Source organism: Stenotrophomonas sp. SAU14A_NAIMI4_8 (genome assembly GCF_003086695.1).
In the GTDB taxonomy this organism is placed as follows: Bacteria; Pseudomonadota; Gammaproteobacteria; order Xanthomonadales; family Xanthomonadaceae; genus Stenotrophomonas.
In genome coordinates, this window is the sequence record NZ_CP025999.1 from 2790120 (window position 1) to 2809502 (window position 19383).

At 66.5% G+C, this 19383-nt stretch carries 12 protein-coding genes; 3 read left to right on the forward strand and 9 right to left on the reverse strand.

The window, feature by feature from the left end:
* Nucleotides 1-11 precede the first annotated feature (11 nt).
* A complete protein-coding gene (zupT, locus tag C1930_RS12875; protein WP_108756640.1) occupies nucleotides 12-821 on the forward strand; it encodes a zinc transporter ZupT in 810 nt (269 codons plus the stop codon).
* Nucleotides 822-911: 90 nt separating this feature from the next.
* Here the strand turns inward: zupT and C1930_RS12880 are convergent, their stop codons facing one another.
* On the reverse strand, nucleotides 912-1886 hold the full coding sequence (locus C1930_RS12880) for an RluA family pseudouridine synthase (protein WP_108771912.1): 975 nt from the start codon (nucleotides 1884-1886) through the stop codon (nucleotides 912-914).
* A gap of 408 nt (nucleotides 1887-2294) precedes the next feature.
* Between C1930_RS12880 and rne the strand changes: the two genes are divergently transcribed.
* Nucleotides 2295-5531, forward strand: coding sequence for a ribonuclease E (rne, locus tag C1930_RS12885; RefSeq protein WP_108771913.1), 3237 nt, complete (start codon nucleotides 2295-2297; stop codon nucleotides 5529-5531).
* A 193-nt stretch (nucleotides 5532-5724) separates the two neighbouring features.
* Nucleotides 5725-6039, forward strand: a complete 315-nt coding sequence (locus C1930_RS12890) for a hypothetical protein (RefSeq protein WP_108771914.1) — start codon at nucleotides 5725-5727, stop codon at nucleotides 6037-6039.
* 93 nt (nucleotides 6040-6132) lie between these two features.
* On the opposite strand, the gene C1930_RS12895 is transcribed toward C1930_RS12890, so the two are convergent.
* From C1930_RS12895 to C1930_RS12930, 8 genes are all read right to left on the reverse strand, one after another.
* Entirely contained in the window at nucleotides 6133-7017 is an 885-nt protein-coding gene (locus C1930_RS12895) for an endonuclease/exonuclease/phosphatase family protein (RefSeq protein WP_108756644.1), read from the reverse strand.
* A 2-nt stretch (nucleotides 7018-7019) separates the two neighbouring features.
* The gene (locus C1930_RS12900; protein WP_108771915.1) at nucleotides 7020-10187 is read right to left on the reverse strand and encodes a discoidin domain-containing protein; all 3168 of its coding nucleotides are present in this window, start codon (nucleotides 10185-10187) and stop codon (nucleotides 7020-7022) included.
* On the reverse strand, nucleotides 10184-11020 hold the full coding sequence (locus tag C1930_RS12905; protein ID WP_108750092.1) for a carbohydrate ABC transporter permease: 837 nt from the start codon (nucleotides 11018-11020) through the stop codon (nucleotides 10184-10186). The genes C1930_RS12900 and C1930_RS12905 overlap by 4 nt, the downstream gene beginning before the upstream one ends.
* Entirely contained in the window at nucleotides 11017-11898 is an 882-nt protein-coding gene (locus C1930_RS12910) for a sugar ABC transporter permease (protein WP_108750093.1), read from the reverse strand. The genes C1930_RS12905 and C1930_RS12910 overlap by 4 nt, the downstream gene beginning before the upstream one ends.
* Nucleotides 11895-13238, reverse strand: coding sequence for a sugar ABC transporter substrate-binding protein (locus tag C1930_RS12915; RefSeq protein ID WP_234412664.1), 1344 nt, complete (start codon nucleotides 13236-13238; stop codon nucleotides 11895-11897). The genes C1930_RS12910 and C1930_RS12915 overlap by 4 nt, the downstream gene beginning before the upstream one ends.
* A gap of 4 nt (nucleotides 13239-13242) precedes the next feature.
* Entirely contained in the window at nucleotides 13243-14850 is a 1608-nt protein-coding gene (locus C1930_RS12920) for a glucoamylase family protein (protein WP_108750094.1), read from the reverse strand.
* Between the two features lie 236 nt (nucleotides 14851-15086).
* Nucleotides 15087-18143, reverse strand: a complete 3057-nt coding sequence (locus C1930_RS12925; RefSeq protein ID WP_108771917.1) for a TonB-dependent receptor — start codon at nucleotides 18141-18143, stop codon at nucleotides 15087-15089.
* A gap of 76 nt (nucleotides 18144-18219) precedes the next feature.
* The gene (locus tag C1930_RS12930) at nucleotides 18220-19257 is read right to left on the reverse strand and encodes a LacI family DNA-binding transcriptional regulator (protein WP_108750096.1); all 1038 of its coding nucleotides are present in this window, start codon (nucleotides 19255-19257) and stop codon (nucleotides 18220-18222) included.
* Nucleotides 19258-19383: the final 126 nt, after the last annotated feature.

Sequence of the window (19383 nt, forward strand, 5' to 3'; positions counted from 1 at the left end):
CGCGTCGGCACATGCTGCAGATCCCCCCTGAAAACATCTGGATGGCGCTGGCCGTCACCCTGGCGGCCGGCCTGGCCACGGCCATCGGCAGCCTGCTGGTGCTGTTCTCGCGCCGGCCCAACCCGCGCCTGCTGGCCTTCGGCCTGGCCTTCGCTGGCGGCGCGATGGTCTATGTCTCGCTGTCGGAAATCCTGAACAAGGCCATCGACTCGTTCTCGCTGGCCTACGGCGAGCGCAGCGGCTTCACCTACGGCACGGCAGCCTTCCTGCTGGGCATGCTGGCGATCGTGGTCATCGACCACCTGATTCCCAACCCGCACGAGACGCTGGACAAGCAGGACCCCGCGTTCCGCGACAACAACAAGGCGTACATCAAGCGGGTTGGCCTGCTGACCGCCATCGCCATCACCGCGCACAATTTCCCGGAAGGTCTGGCCACCTTCTTCGCCACCCTGGAAAGCCCGTCGGTGGGCATGCCGCTGGCCTTTGCCATCGCCATCCACAACATTCCCGAAGGCATCGCGATCGCCGTGCCGGTGTACTTCGCCACGCAGAACAAGCTGCACGCCTTCGCCGCCAGCCTGCTGTCAGGCCTGGCCGAGCCGGTGGGCGCCGTGCTCGGCTATGTGCTGCTGAAGGGCGCGCTGTCGCACGCCACGTTCGGCTGGGTATTCGGCCTGATTGCTGGGGTGATGGTGTTCCTGGCGCTGGACGAGCTGCTGCCGGCGGCCAAGCGCTATGCCAAGGGCCACGAGACCGTGTACGGGCTGGTGGCCGGCATGGGCACGCTGGCGATCAGCCTGGTGCTGTTCAAGTGGTGACGGCCCCCGCACGGCGCATCCACGCATGGCGTGGATCTACCGCCACGGCCCCGTAGCGTCGAGCTTGCTCGACTGGCGTTCCGCGCGACGTCAGCGCAGGCGGTCCAGCGCTTCCACCAGTTCTTCGGCCAGCGGCGCGTTCAGCACGTACGGGGTTTTGCCCGCGTCCAGCGCAAACTCCAGCGAGGCCGCGTGCAGGAACAGGCGCTTCAGCCCGATCTGCTCACGAAGCCGCTTGTTGACGGCAGGATCGCCGTATTTGTCGTCACCGGCCACCGGGTGCCCCAGGTGCTGGGCATGCACGCGGATCTGGTGGGTACGGCCGGTTTCGATGCGCACCTCGCAGTAGGAGTGCCCACCGCGCCGTTCCAGCACGCGGAAGTGGCTGATCGATTCCTTGCCGATCGCGTTCACCTGCACATGGCGCTCGCCGCCCTGGCGCAGGCCCACGTGCAGCGGGGCGTCCACGGTCATCACGCCGTCGGGCATGCGCCCGGCCAGCAGGGTCAGGTAGCGCTTGCGAATGCCGGCACCGTGGTCTTCACGCAGCAGGGCCTGCAGTTCGCTCAGCGCCGAACGCTTCTTGGCCACGATCAGCAGGCCCGAGGTGTCGCGATCCAACCGGTGGACCAGCTCCAGGGTCTGCCCCGGGCGCAGCGCACGCAGGGTTTCGATGGCGCCGAAGCTGATGCCGCTGCCGCCGTGGCTGGCCACGCCGGTGGGCTTGTTCAGGGCCAGCAGGCGCGCGTCCTCGAACACGATCGCCTGCTCCAGCCGGCGCATGAACGCCTCGGGCGGGCCGGCCTTGTCTCCTTCTTCAGTGAGACGAACCGGCGGCACACGCACCTCGTCGCCCGCCTCCAGCTTGCGTTCGGCCTTGGCGCGGCCGCCATTCACACGCACCTGGCCGCTGCGCACCAGCTTGTAGACAAGGCTGCGCGGGGCGCCCTTCAGCTGGCCCAGCAGGAAGTTGTCCAGCCGCTGGCCGGCGCGGTCCTCGGGAACGGTGATCATGCGCACGGAAGGCTTGTCGCCGGCCGGCTTGGTGGGGTCTGATGCAGTCATCGGGCTGTTTATTCTGTTACACTCGGGGGGCGAGATAAGGGATTGATTTCGTTGGAAGTTACTCAGGGCCAGAAGCCCAGCTTCCGACGAATCCGGCACAGTGCGCGACCACCGCCCGCGGGGCGGCCATGTTAGCGGCTCACCGGCCTTCCCGGCCATCGCCGGATGCCTGACACGCAACCGAGCTGAACATGTCCCGCGTGGCGCTCCAGCCTGGCTGACAGCTGCCTGCGGCCCTGCAACACCCCAAAACCCATAAGAGTGAAGCGCTCCCGCGGCCTGCCGTGGTGTCGTAGCGCTGGAAACCGAAGCTGCCCTCCCCGCGCATGCGCGAATGGGCGGCGAGCCGTATCCAGAGGCGAAACCCCATGGCGTTCCGCGCGGTAGCCGCTTGCGAGGAACGCAAGAATGAAGCGAATGCTGATCAACGCCACGCAGGCCGAAGAGCTGCGTGTTGCCATCGTCGATGGCCAGTCGTTGTATGACATCGATATCGAGCAGCCGTCCAAGGAACAGAAGAAGTCCAACATCTACAAGGGCCGGATCTTCCGCATCGAGCCCTCGCTGGAAGCGGCCTTCGTCGAATACGGCGGCGGCCGCCATGGCTTCCTGCCGCTGAAGGAAATCTCCCGCGACTACTTCCAGGCCGGCGTCGACCACAACAAGGCCGGCATCCGCGAGCTGCTGAAGGAAGGCCAGGAAGTGGTCGTGCAGGTCGACAAGGAAGAGCGTGGCAACAAGGGCGCCGCCCTGACCACGTTCATCTCCCTGGCCGGCCGCTACATGGTGCTGATGCCGAATTCGCCCAGCGCCGGCGGTGTCTCCCGTCGCATCGAGGGCGAAGACCGGGCCGCGTTGAAGGACGCCCTGGACAAGCTGAACATCCCCGACGACATGGGCGTGATCATCCGCACCGCCGGCGTCGGCCGCGATGCCGAAGAGCTGCAGTGGGACCTGGACTACCTGCTGAGCGTCTGGCGCGCCATTGCCGAAGCCGCCCTGAGCAAGCCGGCCCCGTTCCTGATCTACCAGGAATCGCGCCTGATCGTGCGCGCCCTGCGTGACTACCTGCGCGCCGACATCGGCGAGATCCTGGTGGACACCGAGGAGATGTACGAGCACGCCAAGGAATTCATGCAGCAGGTGATGCCGCAGACCCTGCGCAAGCTCAAGCACTACAAGGACGACATCCCGCTGTTCAACCGCTTCCAGATCGAATCGCAGATCGAAGGTGCCTACGAGCGCAACGTGCGCCTGCCGTCGGGCGGCTCGATCGTGGTCGACCAGACCGAAGCGCTGACCGCCGTGGACGTGAACTCCTCGCGCGCCACCAAGGGCAGCGACATCGAAGACACCGCCTTCCAGACCAACCTGGAAGCGGCTGAGGAAGTGGCCCGCCAGCTGCGCCTGCGCGACCTCGGCGGCCTGGTGGTGATCGATTTCATCGACATGGCCTCCAACAAGCACCAGCGCGAAGTCGAGAACCGCCTGGCCAACGCGCTGAAGTACGACCGTGCGCGCGTGCAGGTCGGCCGCATCTCGCGCTTCGGCCTGCTGGAAATGAGCCGGCAGCGCCTGCGCCCGAGCCTGGGCGAATCCAGCCAGATCGTCTGCCCGCGCTGCGATGGCCATGGCCGCATGCGCAGCGTCGAGTCGCTGTCGCTGTCGATCATCCGCGTTGCCGAAGAGCATGCGATGAAGGAAAACACCGGGCAGGTGCTGGTCCAGGCCCCGGTGGAGATCGCCAATTACCTGCTGAACGAGAAGCGCAGCGCGCTGCGCGAGATCGAACGCCGCCACGAAGCGCCGATCGTGATCGTTGCCGACGAGCAGCTGCACACCCCGCACTACACCGTTACCCGCCTGCGCGAGAACGAGCTGGGTGAAGAGAGCAACAAGCCCAGCTACCAGCGCGGCACCCCGCGCAAGCTGCCGGTGCATGCCCTGACCAAGGGCCAGCTGAACATCCCGCCGCCGGCGGTCACCCAGGTCAAGCACACCGCGCCGGCCCCGGTGCGTGCCGAAGCCGAACCGGCCGCTGCGCCGGCACCGGCCCCGGTGGCTGCGGCTGCCCCGGCCGCTGCCAGCGGCGGCGTGGTCGGTTGGCTGAAGCGCATCTTTGGTGGCGAGCCGGCCCCGGCCGCCGCGCCGGCCCCGGCCGCGCGCCAGCCGCAGCACGACGGCGGCCAGCGCAAGGACCGTAACAAGGATCGCAACAAGGACCGTAACAAGGACCGCCGCGACGAGAACCGTGGCAACGGCGGCAACGGCAATGCGCAGAAGGATGGCGGCAACCGCAAGGACCGCAACGAACAGCGCAAGGACGGCCGCAACAACAACGGCAACGCGCAGCAGCAGCCGCAGCAGGGCAAGCAGCAGAAGGACGCTGCCCAGCCGCAGCAGCCGCAGCACAACAAGCCGCGCAACGAGCAGCAGGGCCAGAACCCCAACCAGGGCCAGGGCCAGGGCCAGCAGCAGCAGCCGAAGCTGAAGCAGCCGCGCCAGCCGCGTCCACAGGATGGCGAGAAGCCGACCGACAAGCCGCAGCGCAACGCCGCCGAAGAGGCCGTGGAAGCCGTGCCGGCCGCCGCGGTTGCCGCCACTGCCGTGGCCGCCAACGTGGTCACCGCGCAGGAAGCCACCGCACCGGTGGCGACCCCGGCTGCCGCTCCGGCAGCGCAGGTCGCGGCCCCCGCTGACACGACCCCGACCCCGACCTCGGCCGTTGAGGCCGAAGGCGTGGTTGCCGGCGATGAAGACGCTGCGGCCGATGCGGCCAACGGCGAGCAGGCTGGCGAAGGCGCAACCCGCCGTCGCCGCGGCCGTCGCGGTGGCCGTCGTCGTCGTCGCGGTGGCGCCGAGAACGCCAACGGCACCGACGCGCTGGGCGATGACCAGGACGAAGGTGACGAAGGCGAAGACCAGGACGTGGTCGAACCGAACCGCGACAGCAGCGCGCCCGCTGCGGTCGCTGCCCAGCAGCCGGCGCGTTCGCAGCCCGAGTTCGATTTCGACGACGAAATCGAGCCGGCCAGCGTAGAGGCCGAAAAGCCCGCGCGTGCACCGGCCGCTGTTGCCGCTGCCGCACCGGTGGCTGCGGTCAGCAGCGCCGTGCTGGAAGCGGTTGCCGAAGTGCAGTCCGTGGACGTGCCGGTGGCCCGCGAAGCCGCCCCGCAGCCGGAACAGCCGAAGCCGACCCCGGTGCAGACCAGCATGCTGGATGCCATCGATGCGGCCACCCCGGTGCAGCCGGTTGCCGCCGCGCCCGTGGCCGAGGTGAAGCCGGCCGTGGTCGAGGCCGCTCCGGTGGTGGAAGCCGCTCCGGTCGTGACCGACGCCGCCCCGGTGGTCGAGGCCAAGCCGGTCGCCGTGGAGGCTGCTCCGGTCGCCGCACCGGCAGTCGAAGCCGCGCCGGTCGTGCACGTTGAGACGGTGGCCGAGCAGCCGATGGCCGAGCAGTCGGTCGCCCCGGCCGTGGTGGAAGCCGCGCCGGTTGAAGCTGCCGCGCCGGTGGCCGAAGCCGTGGTGACGCCGTCGATTGACCCGGTGGCCGATGGCCACGCCGATTCGGCCAGCCAGGCTGCCGAGGCCCCGGCGTCGGACGAAGACGAAGAAGCCGCCAAGCGCACGCCGCCGGCGAACTGATCGTTCTTTGATCACGTGAAAGCGAAACGGCGGGGATCGATGATCCCCGCCGTTTTTGTTTGTCGGCCCGTACGGCCGTGGTGGATGCCAACCTTGGTTGGCACTTTGATTCACCGCACGCGGATGCGTCCGTGCTTGCTTGGTAGGTGCCAACCTTGGTTGGCACTTTGCTTCACCGCACGCGGATGCGTCCGTGCCGACCAAGGTCGGCACCTACCAGAGCGCCTTTGATTCACCGCACGCGGATGCGTCCGTGCCGACCAAGGTCGGCACCTACCAGAGCGCCTTTGATTCACCGCACGCGGATGCTTCCGTGCCGACCAAGGTCGGCACCTACCAGAGCGCCTTTGCTTCACCGCGCGCAGGTGCGTCCGTGCCGACCAAGGTCGGCACCTACCAGAGCGCCTTTGCTTCACCGCGCGCAGGTGCGTCCGTGCCGACCAAGGTCGGCACCTACCAGAGCGCCTTTGCTTCACCGCGCGCAGGTGCGTCCGCGCTTGCTTGGTAGGTGCCAACCTTGGTTGGCACTTTGATTCATCGCACGCGGATACGTCCGTGCCAACCAAGGTTGGCACCTACCAGAGCATGAAGCCCCGTGGTGTCAGCGGGCCGGGGCGAACTGCAGGCGGGTCCACACGCCGTAGTGGTCCGACGCCCAGCGACCGCTGTCGTCGGGCTGGTCGAACAGGATCCTGGCTTCGCGCGCCACCATCCGGTCCTGCTGGAAGAAGATGTGGTCGATGCGCGAGGGCGCCTGGTAATAGTGCCGGTTCAAGGTACTGACCGCCGCCAGGTCGGTGTTCACGTGCACACTGCCGTAGCTGTCACCGTAGTGGCTGCGCAGTTCGCTCAGGTCGCCGGCATCCACCAGCGCGTTGAAGTCGCCGGCGATCACCACCGGCGCACCGGCCGAGGTTTCGGTGATGAAGCGCAGCAGGTCTTCCACCTGGCTGCGGCGGATGCCCTGGCCGCGCTCGTCACTACGCTCGTTCAGATGCGTGGCATAGACGTTCACCGGCTGCCCGTCCACGTCGATGCGCAGGTGGGCCACGGTGCGGTAGTCATCCAGCGGCTGCAGCAGGTGCTCGCCGTGGGCCAGGATCGGGCGCCGGGTCAGCAGCGCGTTGCCATAGCGCTTGGGCGCACCCACCGGATCGGTGGATACGAAGACGTACTTGTAACCGAGCTGGCTGGCCAGCCACTGGGCCTGGTTGCGCACGTTGCGGCGCTGGATCACTTCCTGCAGGGCAATGGCATCGGGCTGCAGGCGCTTGAGCTCGGCCACGATCGTGCGCCGCCGGGTTGGCCAGTCTTCGCGGTCATGGTGCAGGTTGAAGGTGACCATGCCCATGCCGGGCGCGGTCGATGCCTGCGCAACGGCAGGCTCACCTGCCTGCTGCGCCACCGCCAACGCGGGCCATGCCAGTGCCATCGCCAGCCCCAAGGCGCGCAGTGCCACGCGCGCCCTCCCCTGCTTCAACGCCATGTTTACTGCCCCTTGCGTTCGGCGCGGCGCACCGCACTTGGCACTTCAATTTCCACCCGCGCTGGCAGCGCGTGCACGTGCAGCTCGTTGTCCACCCATTCGGCCGGCTCGCCATTGACCGTGGCCGCGCCGGGTTCACCGCTGTAGGGCCACGGCAGCACCACGCCCCCCACCGGCGGCAGCAGGCCCGGCTGCACTTCCAGCACCAGCTGCTTGTCGTTGCGCTGCAGGCGGTAGTTCAGCTGCCCCTGTGGGGTGCGCAGGCCCTGCACGGCAATGCCCTCGCCCTGGAACCAGGCGGTGGGAATACCTGCGGCCAGCACCAGCGCGTCATCCACATCGCGGTTGTAGGCGAACATGTCCAGCGCCGAGCGCACGAAGTCCGAGGCCACCCAGGCATGCGGCAGGTCGCCCACGAAGAACGGCGTGCGCGGCGTGCGCGAGACCACTTCGGCCCACTGGTTCCAGGCCTGCGGCGCGCGGTCCTTGAAGAAGAACTGGCTGGCCTGCCAGGCGCGGTCACGCCAGCCCAGGCGCACGAACGCGGCCACGTTGCGCCACTCGTACGGGGTGTAATCCTTCCATTCGCGCTTGCCGTCGCGGCGCGCCACGAATTCGTTCCAGTAGCGCTCGAACGTGGTGTCCAGCGCGGGCTGCGGCAGGCGCCCCTGCTCACCACCGGGCGCCAGGGCGATGGTGGTGGAGGTGGCATCGAAGTCCCCCAGCTCGGCCGAACCGGGCAGGAAGTCGATGCGGTGCTGCTGCATGGCCGACTGCAGCGATGCCTGCAGGTCATCACGGAACTGGTCGCGCGATTCGCTGATCTGCATTGCTTCGACCTTGCCCAGCTGCGCAGCGATGATCGCCGCGTCCTTGTAGCCGCGCAGCGCCCAGAAGTTGTCCCAGTACGAATGCATCGGCTTGGCCGAATAGCCTTCGTGGCTGATCGAGGCCGGCATCATCCCGTAGAACGCGGGATTGCGCGCACGGTTCTCTTCGGTGCGCTCGCTGGCGCGCAGCTGTTCCATGTACTGGTAGGCGCCCTGCACATGCGGCCACATCAGTTCCAGGAAGGTGCCGTCGCCGGTGTAGCGCCAGTACTCGGCGATGTTGTAGATCAGTTCGCCATGGCTGTCGTTCTCCGGCACCGGGTCGCTGCCGCGCGCATCCACGCAGCACGGCACCTTGCCGTTCTCGAACTGGAAGGGCGCGTACCAGTTCACGTAGTCACGCACCGCATCGCTGCGGCCCATGCGCAGCAGACCCTCGGAAATCATCGCGCCATCGCGGATCCAGCTGCGCGCATACGAACGCGTGCCCGGCTGCAGGCGCGGCCCCACGCGGGAAATCAGCATATGTGCGACGGCGGTGCGCAGGGTTTCCACCAGCGGCTGGCCGGCGGCCGGCACCTGCAGCGACACCACGCCCAGCTTCTGCCGCCACTGCGCGGCCACCTGCTGCTGCGCCTTGGCCACATCCAGCGCCTGCGGCGCCCAGCTGCCGGTCTGCGGCAGCACCACCGCCACTTCGCGACTCTGCCCCGGCTCCAGCTTGATGGTGTAAAGCAAGGCGCCGGAGGCCAGCCCGGTGCTGTCCTTCACCGCCGTGGTGCCGGGCAGCTTGCCGCTGGCCAGGTGCATCGCGTCCAACTTGCCGTCGAACGTGGTGGCAAAGCGCGCATCGGGCGCCTGCAGCGGATAGACCCGCGGCTCGCCATTGATGCGCACCAGCTGCTCGCCCACGTCCAGGCTGTCGATGCGGCTGAAGCCGCCGGTGGTGTTCAGGAACTGGGTCGGCGGGTTCACCTGCCACGGCCGGATCGCCAGCGCCAGGGTGTATTCGTGCGCCACCTTGTCCGGGTTGCTCAAGCGGTAGCGGCCGATCAGCTGCGCGCGATCGGGCGTGCCCTGCACGAAACCGGTCACTGACAGCCCGGCCTTTTCATGCAACCAATCGACGTTGGCGATGGGCAGGTAGCGGTCCTGCAGCGATTGGGTGATGGCCACGTTGGACCAGTCCAGCAGCTTTCCATCCAGGCGGACGAACGGCTCGATGCTGAAGCTGCCCTTGGCCGGCTCCAGCGCGCCGTCTTCGCTGATCAGCGCCTGTTCCTGGCCACCATCCAGGCCCAGCAGGGTCCAGTACGGCTGCTCGCCCACGAACGCACGCGGCAGTGCGCCGCGCGGCAGGTCTGCCGCCACCGACGAGAGGAAGGCGTTGGGCGTGGCCGCAAAGGCCAGCGGCTTCAGCGCGATGTCACGGATGCCATAGCGCCAGTTCGGGCCGCCCTGCAGGTCGAAACGCACATAGCGCGCGTCGGTGTCGGGCAGCGCCAGCCAATCACGGCCACCGCCACCATTGGTCACCTCACGCACGGTGCGCCAGTCGCGGCCATCCTGCGAGGTGCGCACGGTGTAGCGGGTGGCTTCCAGACTGGGCAGCCAGTCGATCACCGCCCCGCCGATCTCGCGGGTGTCGTGCAGATCCAGGCTGATGGTCTGCTGCTTGACCCCGCCGCTGATCCAGAAGGTATCGCTCTTGCCGTCGATCATGCGGTCCTGCAGCGCAGGCGCGGTGTCGGCAATCACCGCCGGGTGCAGCGGCGAGGTGTCCTGCGCCGGCAGGCCCTGCAGGGTCAGCTTGTCGAAGCAGACCGTGCCGCGCCCGCCCACCTTGCTGTAGATGGTGAACTCGACTGCGGCACTGCGCGCCATCTCCTTGTCCGGCGATGGCCCCCAGGCCTTGTCGATCTGGCGCCGGCGGTACTCCACCGGCGTCCAGGCCTTGGGGAAGCTGTAACCGGGGCGGTTGACCCACCACACGTTGTCACCGCTGGCGTCGATCAGCTTGAACTGCAGGTCGTTGCCCGGCGAATCGCCGCGCAGCTGGAAGCCGAAGCGGTAATTGACCGGGTATTCGATGTTCAGCGCACGGCGCAGGCCCACATAGCCGGAGACCTTGTGGAAGTCGTAATCCAGGCACAGCGCGCGGCCACCGCCCGGTGCGGTGACCGGGCGCAGCGAACCACTGACCTGGTCGGACAGCACCAGCTTCCATGCGCCGATGTCGTCGAAGTCATCCAGCACCTTCGGCGCGGGCAGCGCCGGTGGTGCGGCGATCGCCAGGGAAGACCACAGCAGGCCCAATCCAACGGCGATCGCACGCTTCATCCCTTAACACTCCCCAGCAACAGACCTTGGATGTAGTACCGCTGCAGCACCAGGAACAGCGCCAGCACCGGAACCACGGTGACCACCGCGCCGGCCATCATCATTTCCACGTCCATGATGTGTTCGCGCGAGAGGGTGGCCAGTGCCACCGGCAAAGTGTAGTGCTCCTGGTCGGTCAACACGATCAACGGCCACATGAAATCGTTCCATGCGCCCATGAAGGTGAAGATCGCCAGGGTGACCAGCACCGGCTTGAGCATCGGCAGCACGATCTGGAAGAAGATGCGCAGCTCCCCTGCCCCGTCGATGCGCGCCGCTTCCAGCAGCTCATCGGGAATGGAGCGGGCGTACTGGCGCACCAGGAAGATGCCGAACACGCTGGCCAGGGCCGGCACGATCACGCCGCCGAAGCTGTTGACCAGGCCCAGCTGCTTCATCAGCAGGAACAGCGGCAGCATGGCCACCTGCGCCGGGATGACCAGCGCGGCCATCAACACCTGGAACAGGCGCTCGCGGCCGACGAAGTTCAGCTTGGCGAAGGCGTAGCCGGCCATGGTGTTGAGCAGCAGCGAGCCCAGGGTGATGGCCAGCGACACCAGCAGGCTGTTGGCGAAGTTGCCGCCCATGCCGGTACGCGCGAACAACTCCAGGTAGTTGCGCGTGGTGACGTGCGAGGGCAGCAACGGCGGCGGGAAATGGGTGGCCTCGCCCTGCGGCATGAACGAGACCGAGACCATCCACAGCAGCGGTGCCAGGCTGACCAGGGCCAGCACCAGCAACGCACCATTGACCATCCACGGGTGCCAGCGCGACTGGCCGATTTCACGACTCATACCAACTGCCTCTTGCGGCCGAAACGCAGCATCACGGTGGTCACCGCCAGGATGATCAGGAACAGCAGGAACGCCACCGCGGAGGCGCGACCCAGGTTCCACCACTTGAAGCCTTCCTCGAACATGAAATACAGCACGCTGACGGTGCTCTGCAGTGGGTCGCCGCGGGTCATCACGTAGGGTTCGGCGAACAGCTGGAAGTAGCCGGACACGGTAATGACCCCGACCACCAGCAGCACCGGGCCGAGCATCGGCAGGGTGATGTGCAGGAACTGCTTCCAGCGCGAGGCACCATCGATGCGCGCGGCCTCGTACAGGTCATGCGGAATGGCCTGCAGGCCGGCCAGGAAGATCACCATGTTGTAGCCGAAGTTCTTCCACACGGCGAACAGCATGATGGTGGGCATGGCCCAGTTCGGGTCACCCAGCCAGTCGATCGGGCTGATGCCGATGTGGCCCAGGCCGTAGTTCACCAGACCGTAGCTGGTGTGGAACAGGTAGCGCCAGATCACCGCCACCGCCACCAGGGTGGTCACCACCGGGGCGAACAGTGCGGTACGGAACAGCGCCTTGAAGCGCGCCGCCGGTGCGTTCAGCAGCATCGCCGCGCCCAGCGACACGCCGATCGACAGCGGTACGCCGATCAGCACGAAGTAGGTGGTGTTCCACAGCGACTTCCAGAACATCGGGGTCTGCAGCAGATCGATGTAGTTGCCCAGGCCGACGAACCGCAGGTTGCTGCTGTCGGACAGGGCATACAGATCGAAGTCGGTCACGCTCAGCGCCAGCGCCGAGGCCACCGGCAGGCCGAAGAACAGGCCCAGCACGATCAGCGAGGGGCCGGCGAAGATCCAGCCGGCAAGCGAAGTACGTTTCATTGCGGGCTCCCGGCCGCTGCGGCCGGCGCATCGGCAGGTGCCTGCGCACCGCCGCCCTGCAGGCGTTGTTGTTCATGCATCCAGCGGCGCTTGGCCAGCACCTTGTCCACGCGCTGGTCCAGCTCTTCCACGGCCTTGTCCTGCGGCAGGCCACCGCGCACCACCTTTTCGGTGACGATGCGCATTTCCTGCACGATGCGCTCCCACTCCAGCACCTTCGGCGTGGGCTTGACCCGCTCCAGCTGGTCACGGAAGGCCGCGGCCAGCGGATCACCGGCCAGCGACGGCGCGTTCCAGGTGCTGCGACGCGGCGGCAGGTCACCGATGATGGAATGGAAGCGGGCCTGGATTTCCGGCCGCGACAGGAACTCGATCAGCTTCCACGAGGCTTCCTTCTGCTGCGACTTGCGGAAGATCACCAGGCTGGTGCCACCGGCGATGCCCGCGCCCGGACCGTCCGGGCCCGGCAGCGCAGCGGTGCCCCACTGCCCTTCCAGTTCCTTGGGCTGCAGCTTCTTGAACTCGCGGATGTTCCAGGGCCCGGAGATGTAGAAGACGTTGAAGCCGCGGAAGAATTCATCCCAGACGTTGGAGATCTGCGTCTCGGACATCTTCGGCGCCCAGCCCTGCTCGAACATGTTCGAGTAGAAGGCCAGGGTGCGGCGGAAGCCGGGGCTGGCGAAGTTGCCACGGGTGTCATCGTCGCGCAGCAGCGGGTCGGGCTGCTGCAGTGCCAGCGACAGCTGCTGCTCGAATTCGTTGATCGGCATCAGCACCGCATAGCGGTTCGGTCCCTGCATCTTCTTGATCGCGGCCATCTGCTGGTCCCACTCGGCCCAGGTGCGCGGCGGGTGGTCGAAACCGGCCTTGGCCAGCAGGTCCTTGCGGTAATAGATCAGGCGCGTATCGACGTACCACGGCACGCCCACCAGCTCGCCGTGGATCACGTTGGTATCCCAGATGCCCTGGAAATAGTCCTGCGGATCGACCACGGTGGAGCGCTGCACGAACGGCTGCAGCGGGGTCAGTGCATCCAGTTCGGCGAACTCGGGCACCCAGGTGTTGCCGAGCTGGCAGACATCGGGCAGGCCATCGGCGGCGAAGGCGGTCAGCAGCTTTTCATGCGCGGCCGTCCACGGAATGTTCTGCACATCCACCTTGATGCCGGGGTTTTCGGCTTCGAACTCGTGGATCAGCTCGCTGACCACTTCCGCTTCACGGCCCATGGCCCAGAAGCGCACGGTGGTGGTGCCCGGCTCGGTGCGGGCGCAGCCGGCAACGGCCAGCGCGGCCAGCAGCGGCAGCGCCCAGCGGCGCAGGCGATGGGTCCAGGGTTGCACCGGCTTACTTCCCCTGTCCAGTGTTGCGGTTGGCATTGTTCTTCTGTTCCTGCGCGGCGGCCGCGCGCGATTCTGCGATACCTACCGCGCGCGCCGCCGCGGCCTTCTCATCCTTCTGCAGCTGCAGCGGCTGGAACTCGCCTTCCGGTGCCAGCCAGCCACCACTGAATCCTGCCCGTTCCAGACCCTTGCGGATGTACGGGTTCTTCTTCATCACTTCCCAGACGAAATCATCGCGGTAGTTGGCGATCATGGTCAGGATCGGGCCCTGGTCGATGGCGATGTAATCGCTGGCAACCCAGCCACGGTCGGGCACCAGGCGCCCGGTCTTGATCGGAATGTCGTAGTTGAAGCTGGGGTTGAACGAATCCAGGAACCCGTAGCTGGAATAGATGTAGTCGCCGTAGCGCTTGTGCATCTCCACCGTGGCCGGGATCACTTCCTCGGGCGCGAACACGATCGAAGACACCGCCGCGGTCGGGGCGATGGTGCCGTCGTCGAAGTTCTCGCGCAGGCCTGCGCCGCGCGAGGAGTAATGGCGGAACTGGCGCTGCTCGCCGCGGTATTCCTGGGTGGTGTTCTGCGGGCCATCGCTGGCGGTCAGGCCCCACACGTTCTCGCCGTAGTCCTTCCAGTTCATCGGGTTGGCGATGGCGTACTCACGCTGGGCCAGCGCCGCCGAACGGCTGTTGAGGAAGTAAGTGCTGCCGCGTTCGCGCATGTACGCGTCCTGGATATCGCGGAAATCGATCCAGACGTGGCTGTACTGGTGGCCGAACAGCGGCCCGAAGGACAGGTATTCCTGGCCCTGGTAGACGCCCCAGTCGTTGTCGTAGGTGCGGGTCCACACGGTCCACGCATCCGGGCTGACCGGGTGGCTGGGCGAGCCCAGGGCGAGGATGTAGACCATCATCGCTTCGTTGTAGCCCATCCAGTCGTGGTCGATGAAGCCGCTTTCGGGGAACCAGCCCATTGAAATGAGCGGTGCGCGCTGCTGCAGCCACGGCCAGTCGACCTGCTTGTACAGGCTGTCGGCAATCTGCCGGATCTCTTTTTCGCGCGGGTCGTCGCCGTCGTAGTACGACTGGGCAAACAGCACGCCCATCATCAGCAGCGCGGTATCCACCGAGGACAGTTCCACCCAGCTGTCGTAGCGACGGCCTTCCTGCATGTCCAGGAAGTGGTAGTAGAAGCCCTTGTAACCGGCCTTGCCGGTGCGCTGCGGGCCCATCGGCACGTCGCGGAAGAACTTCAGCGTGGTCAGGGTGCGGTCGATGGCCTGGTTGCGGCTGACCCAGCCGTTCTCGATGCCGATCGGGTAGGCGGTCAGCGCGAAGCCCACCGAGGCGATGCTGGCGAACGGACGCGACGGATAGCGGTCGGGGGTCAGGCCGTTCAGTTCATTGGTGGTATCCCAGAAGAACTGGAAGGTGCGGCGCTCGATATCGTCGAACAGCGGCGGCAGTTCCGGCTTCATCGGCCGTGGCGGTGCGTCGGCCTCGACCAGGATCACCTGCGGCTTGGGCTTGGCAGGTGCTTCCTGCTGGGCCGGTTTGCAGGCGGCGATGGCCAGGGTCATCGCAGCGGCGGTCAACAGGTGGCGTGCCTGCATGGCGCGGTTCCTCCGGTGGGCTGTTCGATGGAAGAGCATAACGTCCAAACACCTGAAATCGTTTACAGCACGGACTCTTAAAAAACCACGAAAAACGTGGCCCGGGTGTCGGCGTCATTGCCCATGCCAGTGCACCGTGCAGTCGCGGTGCACTGGCATGGGCAATGGACCGGCCATCACGGCCGGCCATTGCACAACCGGTACCGCCGGCGAACCGGCGGTACCAAGCGCGATCATCAGAAGCGGAAGCCCACTTCGGCCTTGATCTGGCGCGGCGTACCGATGATGTCACCGGTCTCGTTGTAGCTGGCTTCCAGCTTGCCGTTGCTCTTGATGTAGTTGTAGCTGGAGAAGTTGTCGAAGTTGAACACGTTGATGATGTCCAGGCGAGCGTACAGCTCGGTATCACCCGGCATCTTGAACGTCTTCGTCGCCTGCAGGTCGACCGAGCGGTAGCCGAACACCTTGCCACCGATCAGGAACTTGCCATTGGCGTTGGGCACGGCGGCCTGCGGGGTCGGCAGGGTGTAGCCGCTGGCCTGCGGGATGCCGTACCAGTCGTTGACGGCGGTCGGGGTGGCCAGGGTGATCTTGCCACCGAAGGTGATGCCCCAGAAGCCCGCGTACGAACCGGTCACCACCAGGCGGTGGCGCGGCGCGCCGTTGGAACGGATGGTCGGGTAATCGCCGATCAGGCCGCGGTCGAACGCGTACTTCTCGTTGATGTCGCGGTTGTGGCGCGCGGTCGTCCAGGTGTAGGCGATCGAGGTGCCCCAGCCGCTTTCCTTGGTGAACGGCTTCTGCGCCGACAGCAGCACCTGGGTCGCACGGGTCTTGATGCCCTGCTGGCCGATGATCAGGCTGCCGAAGCCCGGCACGTTGCAGCTCCAGGCCTGGCTCAGGCCCGGGTCGGTGCCGCCGCACAGGCGCGGGTCATCGAAGAACTGGCCGGTCGGGTAACGGTTGCCCAGGGTGAAGGCGAAGCCGTCGTAGCTCAGGGTACGGGCGATCGTGGCGTCGGTCAGCCAGTCACCGATCTGGTTGCTCATGCCCAGGCTGAACTGATCCGAGTACGGGGCCTTCAGCTTGTTGTTCAGCAGGTCCACTTCCAGACCGGCATTGCTGGTGGCGCCTACCAGGGCCTGCAGGTTGCCGATGCCGTTGAGCAGGTTCGGGTTCCAGTCGTAGCAGGCGGCCTGGCCGTTGATGCAGGTGCCGGTGGCCGGGTTGCGGAAGTAGATGGTCGGCTGCGGCAGGGCCAGCTTGGTGGTTTCCAGCTGCAGGTTGTCGAACAGGTCGCGGTCGTAGGAACGGCCGGCACCACCGTGGATCACGTGCTGCTCGTCGGCGTTGATGTCATACGAGAAGCCCAGGCGCGGCTGCCAGGCATCCTTGAACGCCTTGCGGTTGTGGCCGTTGCTGATGTAATCGCTGATGTCCAGGCCGCCCAGCGCCAGCGAATCGGCGTAGGTCTGGCCGGCGGCAGCGCGCGGGTCCTGCGAGTAGATGGCGTCCACCACCTGCTGCGGGGTCACGAAGTCCAGGTAGGCCGGGTTCTTTTCGTAATCCCAGCGCAGGCCCAGGTTGACCTGCAGGTGGTCGTTGACCTGCCAGTCGTCCTGGATGAACAGACCCAGCTGCTTGGCCTTGGAACGCACTTCACCGGACACGCCGGCAACGCCGGTGACCGGCTTGACGAACTGCGCCTTGTACGGGATGTCCGACGGGAAGTCCGGATCGCCCAGGGTATAGGTGAAGGTCGGGTTGATCTGCGCCGCGTCAGAGGCGTACAGATCGATTTCCTTGTACTTCACGCCCATCTTGATGGTGTGGTCGCCCGCCCACTGGATGCCGTCCAGGGTCAGGTTGTCTTCGATCGACCAGCCCTTCTGGCCCTTCACCTGCGAATCCAGTGCCGAAGCGCCGCCGACCTTCACGATGGTGCGGTCTTCGGTGCCGTCCGGTGCGGTGTAGGTGATGCCGTTGGCCAGGGTCAGCGGGGTCGGGTTGTTGAACGAATCTTCATGGGTGACCATCAATTCGTTGTAGTAACGCTCACCGCTGTGGTTCCAGCGCAGGGCATAGCGGCGGTCGGTGTTGACCACTTCACGGCCGGCTTCCGGCGAGGTCTGGCCACTGAACTGCTGCTGGGTTTCGTCGCGGTCCTGGAAGGTCAGCTCGATGCGATCGTTGTCGGTCGGCTCGAAGTCGACCTTGGCGAAGATCAGGTCCTGCTGGAACGGCTGGCTGGCCGGGCCGAGGCCGGCAGCGCCGTCAGCCGGCAGCAGACCCACGCTGCTGGTCACCGCACCGTCCGGCGCGATGGTGACCGGCAGGTCGAAGCGCTTGGCTTCGTAGGTCACGAAGAAGTGGGCCTTGTCCTTGACGATCGGGCCGCCCAGGGCGAAGCCGTATTCCTTCTCGGCCGAGACCATCTTTTCCTGGCCGGCCTGGCGCTCGGCCGGGGTCTTGGCGCGCATGTCTTCGTCGGTGTAGCGGTAGAACGCCTCACCCTTGAATTCATTGGTACCGGACTTGGTGGCGGCGGTCACCGCGGCGCTGGACACCTGGCCGTACTCGGCCTTGTAGTTGCCGCTGATGACCTTGTATTCGCCGATGGCCAGCTGCGGGAACGGGTTGCCGGCGCTGCCGGACTGGCCGGCCACGCCGCCGCCCTTCACGTAGCTCTTCTGGCCCACGCCGTCGATGTAGACGTTGGTGCCGTCGGCATTGGTGGCACCGCCACGCAGCGAGGTGTTGCCCTTGGCATCACGGGTGAAGATCATGCCCGGCACGGCGTCGGCGAACTCCAGGAAGTTGCGCGACACCTGCGGGGTGGTCTGGATCTGCTGCAGGCTGACGGTCTTGCCGACTTCGGAGGTGCGCACTTCCTGCAGCAGGGTCGGCGCGACCACGTTCACGGTGTCCAGGTTGGTGGCCGCCGAGGTGCCGCCGCCGGTGGCGGCCGCTTCGCTGAAGTTCAGCGTGGCGGTGGAGGCCACGGTGACGGTGACCTTCTGGGTCTGGCCGTTGGCCACCACGTCATAGGTGCCCGGGTCCAGGCCCATCAGCGAGTAGCTGCCGTCGGCACGCACGGTGCCACGGCGCACCGAACCGGTGGCCACGTTGGTGGCGGTCACTTCCGCGCCGGCCTGGGCGCCGGACACCTGGCCACGCAGGCTGGCGTTGGCCGACTGGGCCATCACGTTCGGGGCGGCGGCCAGCATCAGGCAGCTGACCAGGGCGGTGCTCAGCAGCCGGCGTGCCGGCGTGCGGATGGTGGAATGCATCATCAACTCAATCTCCGGGTGGTGGTAACCGCTTGCGCGGTTCCTGCGATCAGTCAAAAGAAAAGGAAAGCCTCCGGCTTCAACGGCCGGATGGCGAGGTGGTGGAATCTCGAACGATCAGGCGGGGTACCAGCGTCTGCTTGTCCCCTGCCCCTTCCGTGGTAGTGCCGTCCATCAACTGCAACAGGCGCGTCATGGCCCGATCGCCCAACTCGGCGATACTGACCTGCATGGTGGTCAACGATGGGTGTACGAACCGCGCCAGCGGAATGTCATCGAAACCCGCCAGGGCGACATCGGTGGGCACGTGGACACCTGCCTGCGCGAACGCGTACAGACATCCCAGGGCCATCATGTCGTTGGCGGCGAACACGGCATCGGGCAGCGCACCGGCTGCCAGCAACTCCTGACCGGCGCGATGGCCGGAAGCTTCGTCGAAATCACCGGGCAGCTCGATGCCTTCGGCGCCATTGCCAGCAGCCGCCAGCGCGTCACGGAAGCCGCGCAGGCGCTCGCGCGCGTCGAAGTTGAGGTCCGGGCCTGAAATGAAAGCGATGCGGCGGTGGCCGGCATCGAGCAGGTGGCGGGTCATGGCCATCGCCCCTGCGTGGTCGTCGATGCTCAACACCGGGTGGTCCTGCGTGGGCAGGTAGGTGTTGATCAGCACGGTGGGCAGCGACTGCGGCAGGTTGTCGGTCAGGAACCCCGGGCTTTCCGCATACGGGGACAGCACCAGCAGGCCATCGACGCGGCCGCGCATGGCGCGCAGCGCAGCGCCCTGCTGTTCCTGGTCGCCGTGGTAGCTGGACACCAGCAGGTGCTGGCGGCGGCTGCGGGCCACTCCGTCGATGCCACGCATCAGTTCGGAGAAGAATTCACCGTACAGATCGGGCAGCACCACGCCCACCGTATTGGTACGGCGGCTGCTGAGGCTGCGCGCGGCAGCATGTGGGGTGTAGCGCAGCCGCGCGGCCACTTCCAGCACAAGCTGGCGGACCGGTTCGGCAACGTTCTCATGCCCGTTGAGCGCGCGGGAAACCGTGGCCACGGAGACCCGGGCTTCGCGTGCGACATCTTTGATTGTTATGGCTGCCTTGTTCACGAAGCCGCCCTCCACGGCTTGGACCTACCAGCTTGGCGCGGAATGTAAGCGTTTCCATCTGCGCTTGTAAACTGTCCGTTAGGCGAATGTCCCATTCCGGACACAAAAAGTTGTCCCGGGCAGGCCCGCACGGTGACCTGC

Excerpts from the sequence above, each read along its gene's own strand:
- C1930_RS12895 (WP_108756644.1), bottom strand. The coding sequence starts at position 7,017 with ATGGCGTTGAAGCAGGGGAGGGCGCGCGTGGCACTGCGCGCCTTGGGG.
- C1930_RS12900 (WP_108771915.1), bottom strand. The coding sequence starts at position 10,187 with ATGAAGCGTGCGATCGCCGTTGGATTGGGCCTGCTGTGGTCTTCCCTG.
- C1930_RS12925 (WP_108771917.1), bottom strand. The coding sequence starts at position 18,143 with ATGATGCATTCCACCATCCGCACGCCGGCACGCCGGCTGCTGAGCACC.
- C1930_RS12905 (WP_108750092.1), bottom strand. The coding sequence starts at position 11,020 with ATGAGTCGTGAAATCGGCCAGTCGCGCTGGCACCCGTGGATGGTCAAT.
- zupT (WP_108756640.1), top strand. The coding sequence starts at position 12 with ATGCTGCAGATCCCCCCTGAAAACATCTGGATGGCGCTGGCCGTCACC.
- rne (WP_108771913.1), top strand. The coding sequence starts at position 2,295 with ATGAAGCGAATGCTGATCAACGCCACGCAGGCCGAAGAGCTGCGTGTT.
- C1930_RS12910 (WP_108750093.1), bottom strand. The coding sequence starts at position 11,898 with ATGAAACGTACTTCGCTTGCCGGCTGGATCTTCGCCGGCCCCTCGCTG.
- C1930_RS12880 (WP_108771912.1), bottom strand. The coding sequence starts at position 1,886 with ATGACTGCATCAGACCCCACCAAGCCGGCCGGCGACAAGCCTTCCGTG.
- C1930_RS12920 (WP_108750094.1), bottom strand. The coding sequence starts at position 14,850 with ATGCAGGCACGCCACCTGTTGACCGCCGCTGCGATGACCCTGGCCATC.